The organism is Streptosporangium sp. NPDC006007 (assembly GCF_040614315.1).
In the GTDB taxonomy this organism is placed as follows: Bacteria; Actinomycetota; Actinomycetes; order Streptosporangiales; family Streptosporangiaceae; genus Streptosporangium.
This window is the reverse complement of record NZ_JBEXUG010000034.1, coordinates 37144-56088: the sequence shown is the minus strand read 5'-3', so window position 1 is coordinate 56088 and position 18945 is coordinate 37144. Positions and strand designations below refer to the sequence as shown.

The window sequence follows — 18945 nt, the reverse complement described above, 5'->3', positions numbered from 1 at the left end:
TCTGTCCGTGGCGGCGGGGCGGCGTCGGTGAAGGCCGGCATGCCGAGAGAGACCTTGCGGAGCTCGAACAGGCCTTCAGCTGCGCATTCGCGCGGTCGCCGGGGCCGCGGAGCTTCGCGTGAGCGGAGTTGGCCGCCTTCTGCGAGGCCGACTTGTTCCTGCCCTTGTACGGCACCAGCACCCGATGGCCTGCGCCGGCGTACCCCCTATCCGCCGGCGTGAGCAGCCCGGCGACCTCAAATCGGTGGACGATCCCTCAGATCCGGGAACTTCGCCCAACCACCCGTTGACCTGGGCCTTGCCGATACATGGTTCTCTGAACCAGCGATAGCCCGGGCGAACGGACGGGAGGGAAGATCGTGATTCTCTCGGCTCGCCTCAGCGCCGGGAACTACTGTCGCGGGCATGGCCGAACACGATGCCCTCAGTGCCACCCGCGAGGCCTACGACGCTGCCGCCCCCACCTACGCGCAGCTGTTCCGCGGCGAGCTGCGTGACAGGCCCCTGGACCGTGCGATCTTGGGTGCCTTCGCCGAGGTCGTGAGTGCGAGTGGGGACGGCCAGGTCGCGGACCTGGGGTGTGGGCCTGGCCATATCACCGCCTATCTGGACGGGTTGGGGCTGGCGGCGTTTGGTGTCGATGCCTCTCCTGCGATGATCGAGTTGGCTCGGCAGGCCTATCCGGGCCTGCGGTTCGACGTGGGCTCGATGGCCGCGTTGAACATCGCTGACGGTGTGCTGGGCGGCGTACTCTCACGTTGGTCCATCATCCACACTCCCCCGCGGGAACTCTCCGTCATCCTGGCGGAGTTCCATCGTGTGCTGGCACCCGGCGGCCACCTTCTGGTCGGCTTTTCGGCAAGCGACGATCCGTCTCACCCGACGCAGGTCTTCGATCACACAGTCGCGCCGGCCTATCGGTGGTGGCCTGATCACCTCGCCGCGATGCTGCGCGAGTCCGGGCTGGCCGAGGTGGCCCGGATGGTTCGCGAGCCTCAGCCCACCGACCGGCGGCAGTTCCAGGAGGTTCAACTGCTCGCCCGCAAAGCCTGGGCAGGAGCCGCCTGACCGACCACATGACCGCGTTCGGATGCGCAACGCGTACCGGCCGGACCAAGTGGGTGAGGCAGTCCTCTCCGGCGCGCCGCCCCTTGGTCCGGTCAACATCTCGGTGCGGGCCCCCGGCCCCGCCACCGTGCGGAGGCGACGGCGCTCACCGAGGTCCGCCGTACGGAAAGTAGGATCGGTGGGCCGATCGAAGGGGGAGCATCGTGGTCCGGGCGCTGGTGTTCGATGTCGGGGAGACACTGATCGACGAGACGCGGATCTGGTCCCGCTGGGCCGACCGGCTCGGGGTCACCCGGTTCACCATGCTCGGGGTGCTGGGCGGCATGGCGGCTCTCGGCCAGTCGTTCGAGGAGGCGTTCCAAGTCGTCAGGCCCGGGTTCGACGTCGAGGCCGAGCAGGAGTCGTGGCGCCGGGACGACCCCGGCGGGCTCCGGGTGAACTTCGACGCCGACGACCTCTACCCGGACGTACGGCCCGGCCTGGCCGCGCTGCGCGCCCTCGGATACGAGCTGATCATCGCCGGGAACCAGCCGCCGCAGGCGTACGACGCGCTGGCCACGATGGATCTTCCGGTCGACGCCATCCACACCTCCGACGGCTGGGGGGTGGCCAAGCCCGACCCCGGGTTCTTCGCCAAGGTCGTCGCGGTGTCGGGACGGGAGCCCGGTGAGATCCTCTACGTGGGGGACCGGCTCGACAACGACGTTCTACCGGCCCGTACGGCGGGCATGCGGACCGCCCTGATCCGCCGGGGCCCCTGGGGACACCTGCACGCGATCCGTCCCGAGGCGGGCGAGGCGGACTTCGTCGTCGACGACTTCCCCGCTCTCGTCGCGGCCCTCTCCTACTGAGGTTGAACTCGTGATGTCGTGTGCGGTTATGCCGATGTGAGGGTCAGACCCGTTCCCTCTAGGTAGCCGTCGCTGAGGTCGCTGTGGTATTGGATGGTGCGCAGCCCGTGCTCTGACGGTGTGAATCAGGTGCTCTGGGCCGGTGAAGGCGACGTTGGACAGGAAGCGGCGCCGCCGCAGATTCCGCTGTCCGGAATGATCTCGGCCCCTCAGTAGGTCAGATGGAATCGCCGGCCGATCACGGTCGTGATGCGAGACAGGGGCCAGCGCTGATCGGGCCAGCCGTGCCAGACGGGTCCCTTGAGGAGTTCTTGCTCCAGTTCGGCGAGTTGCCGCTCGCCGAGCCGGGGCAGCGAGGCCGGACCGTGCGAGTGCAACGCCGTGGCCCCGCCTGCCTGCCAGTCCTGCTTCCACCGCTGGATGGACCGGAGGCTGATCCGCAGGTCCCGAGCGATGACCGTGCTGGATTCATCGCGGGCGAACCGCTCGGCCGCCTGCAGCCGCAGCTCTTCGCGGAAGGCTCTTCGCTCGGCGGGCAGTCCTCCGCCTTGTGCATATCGCATGATGCTGATGTACCCGGCAATCAATGCAGGTTAGGCCCAATGACACCACGAGTTCAACCTCGATAAGCAGCAGAGAGATCGATGCGCTGTATCTGGCGGATGAGGAACTCGCAGCCTATGAGTTCTGTTCGATCGAGCAGGCCCGACAGCGCTTGCGGCCGTATATGTTCCGACATTGGCCAGTGCCCTTGAAGCGCTGGCCACTGGCCAACGTCGGTATCTGCAAGATGGCCACCCGCAGCAGGGCAAATGACCTTAACCGCTAGCCTCGATCTTTCGCGCCCATCCTGTGGCTGGGCGCGAAAGATCGAGGTCTAACCGTACAGAATCATTGCCAGGGATACCGAACCCGGCCACGGCCGGACGTGAATGCGTAATGCCCCTGCGAATTGCCGGAGACGTAGTAATAGAACTGGAGGTCTTTGTAGGTGGGAACACCCGACCAGCACCACGACCGGGTGATGCCGTCAGCGGGCACCAAGACTGACGCGCCCCTTAGTGAGACATTGAAACTATGGTATTTTTCGTGGTAGCCGGCGTCCCAGGTGGCATAAACGTCTTTACAGACTGTGCTGCTTTCGGTTATTTGGAATATGCGGCCATACAAGCTCTGGACTCTACTAAATTTGTAGTCGTACGGCACTTTTTCCGCCAGGGCGTTTACTTCGCCCGTAAAGGTTGAGCCGTTTTGAGAGTAATGGTCGGCCGGCCCATTGTATTTGGGGAGCTTCCCGATAACCGTCATGGTCACGTTCGGCGGCAGCGCCGCCCTTGCGGCGGCATTATTCGCCTCGATCTCGGCAGCGCTAGGCTGCGGGGTGTTCGGCTTGACGTCGGCTGCTTCTGCCGTAGGCGCCGCTTGAACCGGAGCAGCCAGTAGCAGCAGCCCCATGCTTGCAGCGCCAGTGGCGGCAGCGAGCTGCCTCATGACCGAGTGTGACATCTGTAACCCTCCCCGTTGCGGCAAGTGGTGACTTGATCCTGTCGGGACAGGGTCGACCTCCACAAGATTGACGTCGGGCTATAGTGTCGGGATATAAGGCGACTTGATTCTGTCGGGAAAGGTGACTTGATTCTGTCGGGAAAGGATTCGACCTCTCCGACCGAAATTTCCCCCGGCCTACAGGGATCCCTCGCCCCTGACCTCAACCCGGTCGAGGACATCTGGTCACTGCGGCGGCGCCGCTTCCTGTCCAACGTCGCCTTCACCGGCCCAGAGCACCTGATTCGCACCGTCAGAGCACGGGCTGCGCACCATCCAATACCGCAGCGACCTCAGCGACGGCTGCCTAGAGGGAACGGGTCTGACCCTCACATCGGCATAACCGCACACGACATCACGAGTTCAACCTCAGTAGTGCCTCGTTTCCCAAAGCAGGTAGGTAAAACGGCGTCGGCGCCGGCTGCTCAAAAAGGAACGGAGCACTAACTCGCGGAACCTCGCACGCCTGGTCAACGGCGAGATCCCCTGATCAGCCACCTGTCGCTCTCTGCTGGGCTTCCTATCCGTTCCGTAGGCGAATTTCGTCATTCGGCCCCCCGTGAATATCCACCGCCGGATACTTAGTGTGTACGACTCCTGGCAATGCGTTGGGTAGGGGGTGAGAAGTGAGTCCTCGGGCGACGCGGGCTTGGGCGGCGGCGGGCACGGTCGCCGTCGCCACCCTTGTGAACATCACGACGGGAGTGCTCACCGAAAAGTGGACGTCGGCTTGGTGCGCGTTCCTCGCCGTCCTGGTGGTCGTCGGCGGCGCTCTCCACGCTGGGACACGAAGACGTACAAGATCCTGGGCTCCCCCTTCACCGGGCACACCGGCGCCGTCACCTCCGTGGCGTTCAGCCTCGACAGTAAGGTGCTCGCGAGCGGGAGCGAGGATCACTCCGTGCGCCTCTGGACGGTCTGACGCGCCCGAGGCGGCCCACAGGGAGCGGGATCCGGTCAGACGTCCGGCTCGATGTGGATCGCGCGTTCCTCGGCTGACAGATCACCCCCGTCGGGGCCGACGTCCCTGGCGTACTCCTCGGAGGTCTCGTCGGGACCCAGCCCCTGGTCCGGTGCCACCAGCCGATCCTCCCGGCGCGGGGTCCGCTCGCGCTCCGGAGCCTCGCGCCAGAGGCGCTCGTCGAGGGTGTCCTGGTGCCCGGGGTCGTCCTCGACGATCTCGTGGGTGAAGCCGAGGTCGTCTGTCCATCCCTCGACTTCGACCGCTTGCTCATCGCTCAGACCTTCGCGGTCTGCCGGCATTTCACTCATACTGCCGCCCTACCCGTTCCATGCCCGAAAACCCTAGAAAACCAGCCCGTACCTGCCCGCGTCAGTTTCCTCGGCTGGGACCGGGCAGGCCGCGCACCCGGCCGACCCGGGTTCGCGCGGACAAGGCGTACGCCTCTCGCACCAACCGCGCCTATCTGCAGCGGCGAGGCATCCGCATCGCCACGATCAACGAGTGGCTGTGATCGCTCATGAAACAGGCCCAGGGGCTGTTTCATGAGCCTGCGGTCACGTGGCGGTGAGCTTCGCGACGTCGGGGGCGTAGACGGTCATCCAGTGCGGGCGCAGCCGGTAGAAGACCACGTCGTTGTCCCAGTCGAAGGCGTCATCGCCGTAGAAGTCCTGGAAGTAGGCGAGCAGGTCCGGCCAGTCCGCGGCCGACTCGCCGTCCTCGGGGTTGAGGATCTCCACCGTGCCATGCGTGAACACGCCCAAATCCTCGCCGCGCATGTGCGCGACGCTGGCGGCGGGGCGGGCGCCGAGGTGGCGGGCCTTGGCGGCGCTGCGCGCCGTGCCGAAGTACCACTTGCCGTGCAGGAAATGCCCATCCACGCCGCTGATCCGCGGCTCGCCCTTCGCCGTCACGGTGGACAGGGCGAGCGTGCACATGCCGGTCAGAATCCGGGTGAGCCGCTCCGCGGTCAGGGTGCGCTCGGCGATGATCGAGCGGAGATGGGTGGTGGAGCGAGATAGAGAGGCGTCGAGCAGGGCCTGGAGTTCGTTGAGTTCTTCGGGCGTTTCACGCATCGGGACATCGTAGCCAGGGCCGGCCATCCCCGGCATCGGGGGCGACGGCGGTTCTTTGCCCCGCCTACTCGACCGTCTGAACCCACTACATCGACACGGAGGTTCCCACGTGACCCCCACTGGCCTCGGCCGCGCGATCGCCGAGGCGATCGGAGACAGAGTCGGCGGTACCGAACTGCGGGCGGCGATCGGCAATCTGGAGTCGGGCAGGCGCGTGCTGGACTGGATCCACCTCGGCAAGTGCGACATCCTGCTTGAGGATCTGATCTCCATCATCCGCTCGACGGCCGGCCACGCCCCGCCGCGTACCGGCCACCTCGGCGACTGGACCGACATCAGCCTCAGCCGCTCCGGGCTACTCGACTACAACGCCACGATCTGCGCCGAGTTCGGCGTCGGCTCCCCGCTGCTGTTCGACACCACCGGCACGGAGACCGGGACCTTGGAGCAGGGCGACACCATCTACCTGCCGGGTTCGACCGTCCAGGACGGTACGGCGAGTCCGCTGCCGCTCCTGGTGCGGGACGCCGCGGGCCTGCGGACGGCGCCGCGCACGCGGAGCTGGTTCAGTCCCTTCGTGCTCACTGACGCCGACGGGCCGGTCGAGTTGCTCAGCGATCTCCATCGACGCCGCAACGCCACGCTGGACATGCCCCTGGACTACGTCTCCCGGCGGCTGTCGGCCGAGGGCGACCGACTTCGGGACCTGATGATGACCGCCTTGGAGGCCGCCCGCCGAGATCCCAGGCGACGCGAGACCCTCACCTCCTCGCTTTTCGCGGGTCTGGTGCGCACCGACGCCGCGCCCTGCGAGGGCGCCGTGCGGTGCACCGATTCCGGGTACTCGGTCGGTGGGATCGAGGTGAGCCTTGACAAGCTTGTGGACCTCGCCTTGCTACCGTTCCACACCCTTAACGACCCGCGGGCGCGGGCAGGCCACCTGTCCGGTGAAGGATTTCGCGAGCAGGTGGTTCCGATGCTTTCCAACATGTTCCTGACCATTCTCATGGTCCAGGCCAGGGTCCACGCGACTCGCGGTACGAGACCGACCGGCTTCGACGAGCATCTGCATTGGGGTGCGATCGGCATGGCCGGCTTTCCGCCGCGGAAGAAGGGCTACTTTGAGGGCAGCGAGTATCCACGGCGCTCCCGGCCCTTCTTCGACCACGCCCACGCCACCGGCCGGGCGTCCAGGGTTTTGTTCCTGGTCGCTCCCGCAGTGCTCTTCGCACTGCTGCCCCGCGTCTCGAACCCGGTCGATGTCGAGCTCATCGATGACCTGTGCCGTACGGTGCGCATCGCGGCCGATGCCGACAGCAATGCGTTCCGCCAAGTAGAGATCATCGAGCGGACGGTAAAGGAGTGGCACGAGACGCACGGTGCGCGGCTGTCCGCGTTCTACCGCGGCCAGTTCAACGGCAGGCGCAGTCTGACCGGCCGATCCGAGGCGCCGGCCGATTCGGGCGTCGTCGTCGGTGACGAGTTCCTGCGGCTCACCTGCCGGCAGGCATCCCTGATCGTCGGCGTCCTCAACCAGGTCAACCACGCCTGAAGGGGCATGGTCGGCCTCCGAAAGACCGGCGACCCGCAGGTGCGGGAGATCAGGGCATGCCCTAACCCGGCAGGTACACGGTCTGCCTCTCCTTCCGGGCGTGGCGGGCGGAGGGAAGCCGCGCCGCGGTGTGGCTCGGCAGCAGCGCGGTGGCCTCGTCCCAGGGCAGGAAGACCAGGTCGTCGAGCTCCTCCGTCTGGAGCCGGATGCCGGAAGGGTCGTCCACGGTGCCGCCGTCGAACAGGAAGTTGACCATCGGTCTGGGGCGCTCCTCCAGTGGAGGCGACCAGTGCACGACAAGAAGCTCACCCGCCGTCACCACCAGGCCGAGCTCCTCGGCGATCTCCCGCGCGGCGCAGTCGTGCGGCGTCTCACCCGCCTCCACCACTCCGCCGGGGATGGACCAGTACGGCCGGTAGTTCGGTTTGACCAGCAGCACTCGGTCTTCGGCGTCGGTGAGCAGCAGGCACGCCGAGGCGAACACACTGGGCAGGCTGGCATACCACTCGGCGGGCTCAAGGTAGGGCTTGCTCACCTTGATCACATTACCTCTCCTGGACACGGCGTCACCGGCCGAATCGGCCGCCGGGACTCTCCCCGGGACGCCACCGGGCGGGTGCCCGTCGCCGGCGCCCGATCTCAGGCTCCGGGGGCGCCGGTATCGCCGTACGGAGATGCCGGCGCCCCCTCATGTCCTCGTGTGCGGTTACGCGCTGTCCTCTTCCCGCTCTCCCAGCCAGACAAGATCGGAGTGGAGCCGCGACGCGGCGCTGTAGGCGCTCCTCCACCGGCCGAACCCCTGGGCCACGCCGACGGTGGCCGCCGCACCGCACGGCATCTCCAGCCCGTAGGCCACAACCTCGGCGGCGCCCTCCTCCTCGAACTCCTGGACGAGCGCGAACAGGCGAGGCAGGCCGCCGGTCAGCACCCTTACCCTCTCCATCTCCACCGCCGCGAACGCGACGTTCCGGAGCGCGTCCTTTTCGCCGTTCTCACTCGTGCTCCCCCGGGGAGCCGGGCCGTGGTAGACAGGCGGGTAGTCGGAACCAGTGAGGTGCTCCATAGCGGGTGCTTCCTTCCGGCGTCTGAGGCCGGGGCGGCCCTGCCCTTCAAGCGAAGCCCGCCCCGGCCTTTCCGATGTTCATGTGATCACGTGACCGTTCCGTGGTCACAGGCTGCCATTTACTGCACTCCTTGTGACCGGGTTGCTACCGTGGGTATAGTGACACGCGGTTACGAAGTTTCACAAGCTGTGAAATCAATGACTGTGAAGTCTTTGGCTGCACAGCGCAGTCTGGGAGGGATGGTGTATGGCTGCTCCGAAGTGGGTGACGCTCCGAGCGCAGTGGCTTGGTCAGCAACTCCGTGACCTACGGGAGGCCAACGGCCTGCTGCTCAGGGACGCGGCCGAGTATCTCCAGCGTGATCCGTCCACCGCGGGCCGTTTCGAGTCCGGGGAGTATCCGATCCGGCGCCCCGATCTGCTGGCACTGCTCGACCTGTACGGCGTCGCCGACAGCAGGCGGCGCGAGGACCTGATGAAGCTCAGCCAGGAGGTCTGGCAGAAGGGCTGGTGGGACGGATACGCCGGAGAGGTCGCCGGAGCGTTTGTCGACTACGTGTGGCTGGAGTCCCGAGCACGCGAGATCCGTGCCTTCGACAACATATTGCTCCTCGGGTTGTTCCAGATCGAGGAGTACGCGCGTGCGGCAATCACCGCAGCGGAGTTCGGAGCCGGGGACGAACAGATCGATCGTTGGGTCGAACTGCGTATGGCCCGTCAGGAAATTCTTCAAGGCGATAATCCGCCTCGACTCTCGGTCATTATCGATGAAGCGGTATTGCGCCGTAAGGTCGGAGGTCCGGCATGCCTGACGGAGCAACTCCGTCACCTGGCCGAACAAGCTGTTCAGCCGAATATCGAGATCCGGGTGTTGCCGTTCAGCGCAGGGGCGCATGCCAGTCCGACGGGTGCCTTCCGCGTCCTGATGATGGAGGCTCGTTTTCCCGAGGTTGCCTATGCGGAAACCGCGAAAGGAGCCATCTACGTGGAATCGCCCGATACAGAGCAGTTCATGCTGACGTACGATAATTTGCAGAAGCTCGCCCTCGGCCCCGAAGAGTCGGCCGAGTTCATCTCCGCAACGGCAGAAGAGGTGCGGTAAACGCGATGGAAGAGTACAGCTCTACCCCCGGAGAACTGGTCGGCGTCGCCTGGCGCATCAGTACGAGGAGTGAGAACGGCGGTGGGAGTTGTGTTGAGGCTGGGCCCTTCGCCGATGGTAGTGGGCGGGTGGCGGTGCGGCACAGTCGTCGGCCTGGTGGTGAGGTGATCGTCTATACCCGTGCCGAGTGGGAGGCGTTCATCGGTGGCGTCAAGGACGGCGAGTTCGACTTTCCCGCCGGGTAGCGGTGGTGTCGCGCGGGGGCGCGTGGAGCGATGAACATGTGAGCAGGGGGCCGTCCCGTGCCGGGACGGCCCCCTGCTCTCTCACTTTCCGGGTCAGATCATCGGAAGCCGGCCGTAGTAGCCGCCGATCTCCTCGCGGTAGCCGGAATCCCGGTAGGTCGTCTCGTCGAACTCCGGGGCCGCCTTGATCTCTTCCTTGGTACGGTTGACGTAGACCTTGCGTTCCTGCGGGTCAATCCGGTTGATGGTGGAGGCCGGCAGCACCACCTTCTTGCCGAAGATCCAGAAGCCGGTGTCGACGACGATGTAACTGTCGCCGACCACGTTGCTCTCCTCGTCCACCGAGCCGATCTTGCCGTCGGTGGCCTCCACGTCGAAGCCGATCACGCTCAGGCTCTCGTCGCCGAAGACGCCGGAGCGGTAGGTCCACACGTTCTCACTCGTCATCTTCACGCTCTCCTCATCGATCATGGGGTCGGGCAGAAGATGAGCTACCCGGGTCGGCCGGGCTAAACGGGTCCGGGGCAAGGTTTCCCTCGATCACCGGCGATGACCGGCTCGGCCGCCCCGGACTCCGTCAAGTGTGGTCGTTCAGTAGGCGATCCGCTCCAGGATCCAGTCGGCGAGCGTCTTGGTCACCTTGCTGTGCTCGGAATTCTCGGTGTCGCAGTGGAAGTCGTCCAGGTCGCTGCTTCCGGCGGGCATGGTCGACAGGTCGGTGTACAGGTCGACCGGCCAGTCGACCGGGTCGTATTTGAGGGCGACCGCGCTCACCGAGGGGACGAAGCACACGCTGCGATGCCGGTCCTCGATCTCGACGCCGAGCTTGTCGGCGATCATGCCGTAGGAGGCGAGGGTGCCCCCGGGGGCGCCGTCGAACGGCGGAACCTCGGTGGTGTAGGTCTTGCTCGCCCACAGGGGTACGGCGCGCATCCCGCCGACGTGCTGCCTTGTCCCGTAGGCGGGCTGGGCGTGGACCGTCGCCCCGACGAGGCCGCCCAGCTCGCTCCACTCGAAGACCGGCTCCCCGGGGGTCACCTCCCGGCCGGTCCCGGTGGCGGTGCCGTTGGCCACTCCGAGCTTGCGCGGCCGGGACGGGAACCAGTTCACCTCCTTCAGGTCGGCGAGGAACTCGCCGCGCAGGGGGCTGGCGGTGGCGACGGGGCCCGAGTAGCCCGTCTTCTCGACCCAGCCCCAGAGGAGCTGCTGTGCCGCCGGGCTCTTGATCAGGTCCGCCTGGCTGGGCCGGCCGGGCTCGGGCGGGGTCAGGTTGTCGGAGAAGTAGGCCAGCTGCTGGAGGATCAGCGGGATCCAGGCCCCGTTGTGCGGCGAGTCGTAGGACAGGTAGGTCTCGGTCTGGTGGTCTTCGCCCTGGCTCTCCATGGCGGCCAGCGCGTAGCGGGTGACCAGGCCGCCCATGCTCACGCCGCCGACGATCAGGGGGGTGTCTCCCTGCCGGCGATCGATGGCCTGGCGGATGCAGCTCACCGCCACACCGGCGTTGGCCTGGATGTGGGTGTGCCGCACGTCGAAGCCGAGCAGGACGATGTCCACCCCCGCGGCGAGCAGCTGGTCGAAGAGCCGCTCCTGGGAGGTCGAGTAGGGCTCGTTGAAGTGGTCCCACAGCCCAGCCAGGTCGCTCGGGCCGTAGTTGAACCCGTCCGCGAAGATCATCGGTCTCGTCAGGTGGCTGTGACCGGCGCCGTAGTAGACCGCGGCCGTCCCGCTCGCCGTCTGCCCCTGGTACGGCCAAGCCGAGGTGAGCGTCCACTCCTCGTCGGGCACCCGGGCCGGTTCGCCGGAACGGCTCGGCTGGGTCGCGAACATGACCCCCTTGGGGAGCAGCGCGGCGATCTCTTCCGCCCGCCCTGCGGGAGAGGTCTCCGCCTGTTGCTGGAGGAGTCGCTCGACGTCGACCCTGGCTTGCTGGTCCATCGGAGAATTAGTCATCTTTTTCCGATTTCCTCTCACTCGACATCTTTGTAAGAGATGTCAGGAATTGGGCGATAACTGCCATGAGGGAGTTCGCAAGACGCGTCCTACCCGGCGCCATTGAGCCGGCAACTCGATCGGGTCGGAAATCTTTCCCCCTGATCATGATTTTTTTCCTCTGGAATTTCACGAAAAGCCTTTAATGGGAGCTAATCGACATTTAGTGCATGTTCTCGGGGTGGGGTCTGTCGGCGCCGGAGCCGCGGCGACACCTGTGGGAAGGCCGCGGAGCTGCGGAAACGGCCAGGCTGGACGCGGTCGATGGCGTGATGGGACTCGCCGGGCCATGTCGGGGAGAAAAGGGGAGGGGGAGAAACTCCGTGCGGCCGGGTGTTTCAACGCCGATTCATATGAAAGCTATTTTGGGGCCTGTGGTCTGGGATAAAGAAGGCTCGACCGGGACGCGGCTCCGTCGATTGTCTGATTCATTCCTTGGCGTCTTGACCGAAACGCCGGGCGGGGAGAGTCATCCGGCGGTGTGCTCGCTGAGGCGCTCTCCACGGTGTCCTGCTAGAGCCGCCATGTCCTGCGAGAACCGCCGTGTTCCGAGGGGCGCCGTGTCCCGAGAGAGGCGCCATGTCCTGAAAGGGGCGCCGTGTTCTGAGAGGGCCGCCGACCCGGCGGGGGCGGACACCGCCGGGGCGGCGGGATCGGCCGGTCCCGGCGGCCGGTCAGTCGTGAGGAGGGATGCCGGAGACCTCGTGGTCGGCGTGGAAGAGGGCTTCGCCGATGAGCGCGCGGACATGGGCGTCGCGCGCCCGGTACAGCACGCGGCGACCCTCCCGGCGAGTGCGCACCAGCCCGGTGAGGCGGAGTTTGGCCAGGTGCTGGGAGACCGAGGGGCGCGCGACCCCGACGGCTTCGGCCAGCGAGCCCACGTCGTACTCGCCGGAGGACAGCAGCCACATCAGGCGGAGCCGCGTGGCGTCGCTGAGCATGCGGAAAGCGTCGACCGCCTTGTCCACCTGGGCGGGAGTCGGTTGTTCCTGCGACAGGCCGGTACTTGAGTCGTTGTCGCGTGCGTACATGAATACATATACTCCGGGATGAAGGCGTCATTCGCAAACGAGGTGGCTATGTCCGAGCAGCAGGACGCGGGTTCTCCGCTCCCCGACGCGCACCACGAACACGAACACGGACACGGGCACGGACACGGCCGTGGGCACGGACACCCCCGCGGGCGTGGAGCGCCGGCCGGAGGCGGCCGGCTCAGAGGGCTGATCTCGCGGGCCGGCCACGCCCTCACCCCGCACGGTCACGACGGCGCCGACAAGACCGACGCGGCGCTGGAGTCCAGCAGCCGGGGCATGCGCGTGCTGGGCGTCTCGTTCGCGGTACTGGTCGTCACCGGGGTGATCCAGGCGGTGATCGTGGTCCTCTCCGGCTCCGTGGCGCTGCTGGGCGACACGCTGCACAACTTCGCCGACGCGCTGACCGCGGTTCCGCTGGCGATCGCCTTCTCCCTCGGGCGGCGGACGGCCACCCGCCGGTTCACCTACGGCTACGGCAGGGCCGAGGACCTGGCCGGGATCGTCATCGTGGTCATCATCGCCGCCTCGGCCGTGTTCGCCGGATACGAGGCCGTGGAGCGCCTGATCAACCCTCAGGACATGCACGCGCTCGGCTGGGTCGCCGTCGCCGGAATGGCCGGCTTCCTGGGCAACGAGGGGGTGGCCCGCTACCGGATCAAGGTCGGCCGTCAGATCGGTTCGGCGGCGCTGGTCGCCGACGGACTGCACGCCCGTACCGACGGGTTCACCTCGCTGGCCGTACTGCTCGGCGCCGGGGGTGCCGCCCTGGGGTGGCCGCTCGCCGACCCGGTCGTCGGCCTGCTGATCACGGTGGTGATCTGCTCCGTGCTGCGTGACGCGGCCAGGGAGATCTACCACCGGCTGATGGACGCCGTCGATCCGGCCCTGATCGACCTGGCCGAGCGGATCCTCACCGCCACCCCCGGTGTGCGGCGGGTCGGATCGCTGCGGCTGCGCTGGATCGGCCACGCGCTCCGCGCCGAGGTGGACATCGTGGTCGACCACGACCTGTCGCTGCTGGAGGCGCACGCCGTGGCCGTGGAGGTCGAGCGTCGGCTGATCCACGGACTGCCCCGGCTGAGCGCCGTCACGGTGCACGCCGACCCCGACGGCCATGACGGCGAGGGTCATCATGTCGTGCCCGCCGCCCGGCGGGCCACGCACCTGCGCGACGTCTCTCCGCGGTAGGGCCGGGGCGGGAGCGTCACCGTTCAGGCCGGGCGTCTCGTCTCGGCCTCTCCGCCGGTGCCGGTGGCGCTCCCGTCAGCCTGGGCGTCGCCGAGGCGCCAGCGGGTACGGCCGCCGACGACCGTGGCCACGCACCGTCCCGGCCCCTCGTGGAGCAGGGTGGTGTAGGCGGTCCGGGCGTCGGACTCCACCGCGAAGACGGCGAAGTCGGCGCGGCTGCCCGGGCCGAGGCACCCCAGCCGGCGCCGTCCCTCGGCCACGCCCAGGGCCCGCGCGCCGCCCAGTGTCACCGCCTCGACCAGCAGCCGGTCGAGGCCGGGGGAGCGGTCGTGGGCGAGCATGCGGGCCGCGGCCAGCGGGTCGCCGCCCGTCCGGGTGCCGAACGCGATCAGGTTCCCGCCGTCCAGCAGTCCCTCGGCGGCGAACGGCGAGGAGATCGCCACCGTGGTGTTCCGGATCCGCAGGAGCTTGCGGTCGGCCTCGTCGAGCGGACCGAAGATCGCCACATGGCAGCCGCGGCCCAGGGCTCCCACCTCGTCGAGGAACCCGGCGGGGTGGCGGCCGAGCTCGGCGTGGAGCCGGAGTCCGAACGTCCGGGACAGGATGGCCAGGTCCTCCATGACCAGGGGGTCGGGGGAGTGCGGGGCGATGCCGACGGCCCCCGGATGGTCCACCTCGTGGATGGCGGTGATCAGCCGGTCGCGCTCCTCGCCCTCCCAGCGGGCCTCGTCCGCACAGCGTGTCTCCAGGTAGGTCACGCCGCCCAGCCCGGTCCCGCCGAAAGCGGAGGCGGACTCCGGGTCACCGGCCACGCCCGCGACCGAGGTGACACCGTGGACGAAGACGGGAGGAGGGTTCCGGTCAAGCCTGAGATGGGCGTCGATCAGTCCCGGTGCGACCGTGCCCGGCCAGCGGACGGGGGCGAGTTCGGGATAGGCGGCCTCGATCTCGTGGCGAGGCCCGACCCGGAGCACCCGGTCGTCCCTGACGGCGAGGGCGCCGTCCTCGACGGGCGGCCCGCAGATCGGAAGGATCAGCGGCGCGCTGTGCACGACGACCGCCGACGGCGTACGCGCGCCGATGGCATGGCGCACGTGCGTGGGCATTAGGCACTCCTGGCTGTTTTGTCCTTTTGGAGAGGTTAAGGGCATTACCCTGCTGATCTCAAATGTCGGACCGAAATGATCTGGAGTGGTCGTTTTCCCGCCGTCGGTGGATCTTCCTGGCAGACGATTGATCGTTGCTAAACCGATCTATAGCGTCATTTATCGTGACTCGTCCCCTCAGGTTCCTGAAAGTGCTGATCACGGCTCTCGTCATGATTCCGATCGGGTTCGGCTCCGTGCCCGCCTCCGCCGACCCTCCGCCCGCCCCCGAGTACCCCTGGCGCCTGGACCAGTGGCCCCGGGCCCAGCCGTGGCAGCGGGACGCGCCCGTGACGGCCACCCGGCGCGGCCGGCCGGGCGACCCGGCCCCCATCGACCCGCAGAACTGGAAGAACCCCGACCACATGACGTGGGCCGACTACACCAGGCCGCCGGGCACGAACTGGGCCGACCCCACGGCCAAGGGCTCCAGGCGGACCTTCAGCGGCGCGCTCGTCCTGCTCGACTATCCCGGCCAGCCGTTCGTGGTCACCCGGCCCCAGGGCTCCACGGTTTTCCGGAACCCCAGCGCCGAGGCCCACGACATCCCGCGCGAGCGGGTCGCCCGGTTCTACCGGGACTTCCTCAACACCCCGAACGAACTCAACCGGGGGCACACCATCCACGAATACTGGATGGAGGACTCGGGCGGTCGCTACGGCGTCGAACTGACCGCCTTCGGCCCCTACCGGATGCCGGGCAGGTCCCACGAGTACGGCATGGAGTTCCAGGGGGGCACCGGCTGCCCGGCAGGGGACCGCTGTGACAGGAACATCAGGACCGACGGGCGGGCGGCGTGGACCGCCGCCGCCGGTCAGAACGTTCCGGCGGGGTTCGACTTCGTCTTCTACCTGAGCGCGGGCCAGGACGAGTCGGCCACCTGGCAGGAGTTCGGGCCGATCAAGTTTCCCGTCAAGGAGGCGGTGACCGACGACTTCGGCCCGCCGGACCCGGCCCTGCCCAACTGGGCCGGGACCCGCTACGTGGAGTGGACCTCCTGGGCCTCGGCCGCCTCCGTCTGGCCCAACGCCGGGGGTGGCTCGTCCACCCAGGCGGAGAGTTCGGGGCAGGGCGTCTACGCCCACGAGTTCAGCCACATCCTCGGCGTCGGCGACAACTACAACAACCCGTTCGGGGTGCCGCCGCGCCGCGCGTACACCGGCATCTGGGAGATGCTCAGCCGGGGCAGCTTCAACGGTCCCGGCGGGCCGCACAGCCGGTGGCTGATCCCGCCCACCTCGGGCGGTTCGATGGGCGCCCAGCACATGCTCCGCAACAAGATCAAACTTGAGATGGTGGACGAGCGGAACGTGCTCCGCCTGTCTCGCGGGGCGCTGGCCGAGTCCGGGCTCGTCGTGGCCAGGGTGACCGCGCGGGCCGTACGGCCGGGCCCTGACGACCTTTCCGGGATCACCGTCGCCCTCGGCGGCGGAGACCGGAGCCCCGCCTGCGACATCGCCGCCGACCCGCTCTGCGACGGCGGTGGTTACGACGGCTACACCGTCGAGGTCGTCGACCGGATGGGAGCCGACTCCTTCACCCCGGACTCCGGCGTGCTGCTGGCCAAGACCAAGAACGCCGACCGCGCGCCCTTCGAGTGGGTCGTCGACGCCAACCCGCGGGACATCGGCATGACCGACTACGTCCTGCCCGACGGCACCGCCGTGCCCGTCACGATCGGCGACTACCGTCAGCTGTCGGACGCGCTGTTCCACGCGGGCACCGGCTCCGGCTCCGAGTACGAGTACGCCGACAGGGCCAACGGGCTCCACTTCTACGTGCTCGACGTACGGCGGGACCGCCGGGGCGTGCTGTCCTACACGGTGGCGGTCCGCTCCCTGGACGGCGCGGGGGCGCGGCGGCGCGGCCTGAGGCTGCTCCCGGCCGCCGGGATCCCCTCGGGCGGGGACCTGTCCACCTGCCGTTTCCCGCTCCTCAACACCGGCGGGCCGGCACCCGCCGGGGGACGGCACCCCGAGGATGTGAGCGCCTATCTCGGCGGTGACGTCTACCGGCTGTCGGCCACCGTGGAGGGGCGGGGCTGGACGGTCTCGCTGCCCAACGGTCTGGCCGCCGCGGACTCCGGCGGGTGGGTGTCCGTGACCGCCGGCGCCCGGCGGGCCTCCGGCGGCGGCCGCCTGGCCAAGGTCACGCTGACCGCCGTCTCCGAGAGCGATCCGTCCAGAATCGCCCGCGCCACCTGCCACGTGGTCGGCCCGTAACGCCCGTGCCCTCCAAAGGAGGGCACGCCGGACGGAGCGGTGAGCCGCAAACCAGGAGGTCATGGAAGGGAGTCGCCGTTTGCGGTAATGAGCCCGGACGTTAACTACATGGTCATTCCATGACGTATAAGCTCATTGGTGATGAATGATCTGACGCGATGGATTGATCTTGAAGGTGCCGTCAACGTGCGCGACCTCGGCGGGCTCGCGACGGTGGACGGCGGGACCACACGCTTCGGCCGGGTGTACCGGTCGGACAACCTGCAGGGCCTGACAGGGCGTGACATAGAGCTGCTCGTCGGAGGGCTCCAGCTCCGCCACGTCGTCGATCTGCGCTCCGGAGCCGAGGTGTCCCTGGAGGGCCCCGGCCCGCTCACCGCCGTTCCCGAGGTGAACATCCACCATCTCACCCTCTTCGCCGAGGGCGGCAGGAACACCGACGTCGGCGCCGACAGGATCGACGCCGACAGGGTGCTGCCCTGGCAGACACAGCTGGAGGAGGACCTCGCCGAGCTGCGGGTGACCGGCTACTACTACGGCTACCTCCGCGACCGCCCCGACTCGGTGCTGGCCGCCCTGCGCGCCATGGCCCACGACGACGGCGCCGCCATCGTCCACTGCGCGGCGGGCAAGGACCGCACCGGCGTGGTCAGCGCCCTGGCCCTGGAGGTCGCCGGGGTCACCAGGGAGGCGATCGTCGCCGACTACGTCGCCACCGGCGACCGCCTGGAGGGCATCATGGCGCGGCTGCGGTCCAGCGCCACCTACCGCGACGACCTCGACTCACGCCCGACCGACGACCATCTGCCCCGCGCGGAGTACATCGAGCAGTTCCTGAGCGTCCTCGACGACCGCTTCGGCGGTCCGCTGCCCTGGCTCGCCTCCCAGGGCTGGACCGGATCCGACCTGCGGGCACTGCGCTCCCGGCTACGGGACTGACCGTCCAGGCCGTGCCTACCCGACGAGGCCGGGGCGGCGGTCAGTCACCGTGCCGCTCGTCGCGTTCGGCGAGGAACGCCTCGAACTGGGCGGCGAGCTCCTCGCCCGTGGGCATCTCGCCGGACTCGGCCATCAGGTTCTCCTGCTGGGAGCCGGCGGCGAACGCGTCGTACTGCTGCTCCAGGCCGGTGATGGCGGTGGACAGCTCCTCGGAGGACTCGATCTGCTCGGCGATCTCGGCGTCGGTCCGGCCGGCGGCCTCACGCAGGCCCTCCAGCGGGAACACCAGCCCGGTGCTTCCGGCGACCGCCTCCAGAGCCGTCAGGGCGGCCGCGGGATACTCCGCCTGGGCGAGGTAGTGCGGGACGTGCACCGCGTAGCCGAGCGCGTCGTGCCCCTTGGCCCCGAGCCGGAACTCGACCAGCGCGGCCACGCTCCCCGGCACCTGGACCCTGCCGAAGGCGCTGGTCTGGCCGCTGACGAGCTCGGAGCGGCTCGCGTGCCCGGTGACGCCCAGCGGGCGGGTGTGCGGGACGGCCATCGGGATGCCGTGGGCGGTCACCAGCCTGCCGACGCCCAGCCGGGTGGCCAGCGCTTCCAGGGCCGAGGCGAACAGCTCCCACTGACTGTCCGGCTCGGGCCCGCTGAGCAGCAGGAACGGCGTGCCCGCGGTGTCGTGGACCAGGCGCAGGGCGAGCTCTGGGCTCTCCACCTCCACCCACCGGTCGGTGTCGAAGGTCATGATCGGCCGTCGTGACCGGTAGTCGAGCAGGCGGTCCACGTCGAACGTCGCGACGACCCGGTGCTCCAGCTCGTCCAGCAGGTGGCCGACGGCGAGCCGCCCGGCGCCACCCGCGTCCACGAACCCGTCGAAATGGTAGAGCAGCACCGGATCGGTCAGCTCAGGGACATCTCCGCTGAGCCGGTAGAGATCCGTCGGGTCGAACACGTGTTCCAGCCTTTCG

At 68.2% G+C, this 18945-nt stretch carries 20 protein-coding genes and 2 pseudogenes; 10 read left to right on the top strand and 12 right to left on the bottom strand.

Annotated features, from left to right (window positions below):
• Nucleotides 1-73: 73 nt before the first annotated feature.
• Nucleotides 74-181: pseudogene (locus ABZ194_RS23305) on the bottom strand (IS5/IS1182 family transposase); the annotation flags it as partial.
• Between the two features lie 224 nt (nucleotides 182-405).
• On the opposite strand from ABZ194_RS23305, the gene ABZ194_RS23300 reads away from it, so the two are divergent.
• Together ABZ194_RS23300 and ABZ194_RS23295 are read left to right on the top strand one after the other, a co-directional pair.
• The gene (locus ABZ194_RS23300; RefSeq protein ID WP_355599113.1) at nucleotides 406-1068 is read left to right on the top strand and encodes a methyltransferase domain-containing protein; all 663 of its coding nucleotides are present in this window, start codon (nucleotides 406-408) and stop codon (nucleotides 1066-1068) included.
• A 203-nt stretch (nucleotides 1069-1271) separates the two neighbouring features.
• Nucleotides 1272-1919: an HAD family hydrolase gene (locus tag ABZ194_RS23295; RefSeq protein ID WP_355599112.1), complete on the top strand. Its 648-nt coding sequence runs from the start codon at nucleotides 1272-1274 to the stop codon at nucleotides 1917-1919.
• Nucleotides 1920-2128: 209 nt separating this feature from the next.
• On the opposite strand, the gene ABZ194_RS23290 is transcribed toward ABZ194_RS23295, so the two are convergent.
• Complete coding sequence (locus ABZ194_RS23290) at nucleotides 2129-2482, bottom strand: helix-turn-helix domain-containing protein (protein WP_355599111.1); 354 nt, start codon at nucleotides 2480-2482, stop codon at nucleotides 2129-2131.
• A 328-nt stretch (nucleotides 2483-2810) separates the two neighbouring features.
• The gene (locus ABZ194_RS23285) at nucleotides 2811-3374 is read right to left on the bottom strand and encodes a hypothetical protein (protein WP_355599110.1); all 564 of its coding nucleotides are present in this window, start codon (nucleotides 3372-3374) and stop codon (nucleotides 2811-2813) included.
• Between the two features lie 808 nt (nucleotides 3375-4182).
• On the opposite strand from ABZ194_RS23285, the gene ABZ194_RS23280 reads away from it, so the two are divergent.
• Complete coding sequence (locus tag ABZ194_RS23280; RefSeq protein ID WP_355599109.1) at nucleotides 4183-4386, top strand: hypothetical protein; 204 nt, start codon at nucleotides 4183-4185, stop codon at nucleotides 4384-4386.
• A gap of 35 nt (nucleotides 4387-4421) precedes the next feature.
• On the opposite strand, the gene ABZ194_RS23275 is transcribed toward ABZ194_RS23280, so the two are convergent.
• Nucleotides 4422-4727 carry a DUF5709 domain-containing protein gene (locus tag ABZ194_RS23275; RefSeq protein ID WP_355599108.1) on the bottom strand — a complete coding sequence of 102 codons (306 nt, stop codon included), beginning with the start codon at nucleotides 4725-4727 and terminating at the stop codon, nucleotides 4422-4424.
• Nucleotides 4728-4807: 80 nt separating this feature from the next.
• Here ABZ194_RS23275 and ABZ194_RS23270 point away from each other — a divergent pair.
• Nucleotides 4808-4924, top strand: a pseudogene (locus ABZ194_RS23270) (IS5/IS1182 family transposase); the annotation flags it as partial.
• 58 nt (nucleotides 4925-4982) lie between these two features.
• Here ABZ194_RS23270 and ABZ194_RS23265 read toward each other — a convergent pair.
• Entirely contained in the window at nucleotides 4983-5501 is a 519-nt protein-coding gene (locus ABZ194_RS23265) for a pyridoxamine 5'-phosphate oxidase family protein (protein WP_355599107.1), read from the bottom strand.
• Between the two features lie 109 nt (nucleotides 5502-5610).
• Between ABZ194_RS23265 and ABZ194_RS23260 the strand changes: the two genes are divergently transcribed.
• Entirely contained in the window at nucleotides 5611-7053 is a 1443-nt protein-coding gene (locus ABZ194_RS23260; protein ID WP_355599106.1) for a DUF6025 family protein, read from the top strand.
• 61 nt (nucleotides 7054-7114) lie between these two features.
• Here the strand turns inward: ABZ194_RS23260 and ABZ194_RS23255 are convergent, their stop codons facing one another.
• A complete protein-coding gene (locus ABZ194_RS23255; RefSeq protein ID WP_355599105.1) occupies nucleotides 7115-7597 on the bottom strand; it encodes an NUDIX hydrolase in 483 nt (160 codons plus the stop codon).
• Nucleotides 7598-7759: 162 nt separating this feature from the next.
• Nucleotides 7760-8116 carry a hypothetical protein gene (locus tag ABZ194_RS23250; RefSeq protein WP_355599104.1) on the bottom strand — a complete coding sequence of 119 codons (357 nt, stop codon included), beginning with the start codon at nucleotides 8114-8116 and terminating at the stop codon, nucleotides 7760-7762.
• 247 nt (nucleotides 8117-8363) lie between these two features.
• Here ABZ194_RS23250 and ABZ194_RS23245 point away from each other — a divergent pair, with 247 nt between their 5' ends.
• Entirely contained in the window at nucleotides 8364-9218 is an 855-nt protein-coding gene (locus ABZ194_RS23245) for a helix-turn-helix transcriptional regulator (protein ID WP_355599103.1), read from the top strand.
• Nucleotides 9219-9223: 5 nt separating this feature from the next.
• Complete coding sequence (locus tag ABZ194_RS23240; RefSeq protein ID WP_355599102.1) at nucleotides 9224-9463, top strand: DUF397 domain-containing protein; 240 nt, start codon at nucleotides 9224-9226, stop codon at nucleotides 9461-9463.
• A 93-nt stretch (nucleotides 9464-9556) separates the two neighbouring features.
• Here the strand turns inward: ABZ194_RS23240 and ABZ194_RS23235 are convergent, their stop codons facing one another.
• The 3 genes from ABZ194_RS23235 to ABZ194_RS23225 form a co-directional block, all read right to left on the bottom strand.
• A complete protein-coding gene (locus tag ABZ194_RS23235; RefSeq protein WP_355599101.1) occupies nucleotides 9557-9910 on the bottom strand; it encodes a PRC-barrel domain-containing protein in 354 nt (117 codons plus the stop codon).
• Between the two features lie 144 nt (nucleotides 9911-10054).
• Entirely contained in the window at nucleotides 10055-11413 is a 1359-nt protein-coding gene (locus ABZ194_RS23230; protein WP_355599100.1) for a hypothetical protein, read from the bottom strand.
• 713 nt (nucleotides 11414-12126) lie between these two features.
• A complete protein-coding gene (locus tag ABZ194_RS23225) occupies nucleotides 12127-12483 on the bottom strand; it encodes a metalloregulator ArsR/SmtB family transcription factor (protein WP_355599099.1) in 357 nt (118 codons plus the stop codon).
• 48 nt (nucleotides 12484-12531) lie between these two features.
• Between ABZ194_RS23225 and ABZ194_RS23220 the strand changes: the two genes are divergently transcribed.
• The gene (locus tag ABZ194_RS23220) at nucleotides 12532-13674 is read left to right on the top strand and encodes a cation diffusion facilitator family transporter (protein ID WP_355599098.1); all 1143 of its coding nucleotides are present in this window, start codon (nucleotides 12532-12534) and stop codon (nucleotides 13672-13674) included.
• 23 nt (nucleotides 13675-13697) lie between these two features.
• Here the strand turns inward: ABZ194_RS23220 and ABZ194_RS23215 are convergent, their stop codons facing one another.
• Nucleotides 13698-14780 carry a hypothetical protein gene (locus ABZ194_RS23215; protein ID WP_355599097.1) on the bottom strand — a complete coding sequence of 361 codons (1083 nt, stop codon included), beginning with the start codon at nucleotides 14778-14780 and terminating at the stop codon, nucleotides 13698-13700.
• Nucleotides 14781-14944: 164 nt separating this feature from the next.
• Here ABZ194_RS23215 and ABZ194_RS23210 point away from each other — a divergent pair, with 164 nt between their 5' ends.
• Nucleotides 14945-17041 (top strand): M6 family metalloprotease domain-containing protein, encoded by a 2097-nt coding sequence (locus tag ABZ194_RS23210; RefSeq protein WP_355599096.1) that lies wholly within the window; start codon nucleotides 14945-14947, stop codon nucleotides 17039-17041.
• A 141-nt stretch (nucleotides 17042-17182) separates the two neighbouring features.
• A complete protein-coding gene (locus tag ABZ194_RS23205) occupies nucleotides 17183-17980 on the top strand; it encodes a tyrosine-protein phosphatase (RefSeq protein ID WP_355599095.1) in 798 nt (265 codons plus the stop codon).
• Between the two features lie 40 nt (nucleotides 17981-18020).
• Here the strand turns inward: ABZ194_RS23205 and ABZ194_RS23200 are convergent, their stop codons facing one another.
• Nucleotides 18021-18929 (bottom strand): PAC2 family protein, encoded by a 909-nt coding sequence (locus ABZ194_RS23200; RefSeq protein WP_355599094.1) that lies wholly within the window; start codon nucleotides 18927-18929, stop codon nucleotides 18021-18023.
• Nucleotides 18930-18945 lie beyond the last annotated feature (16 nt).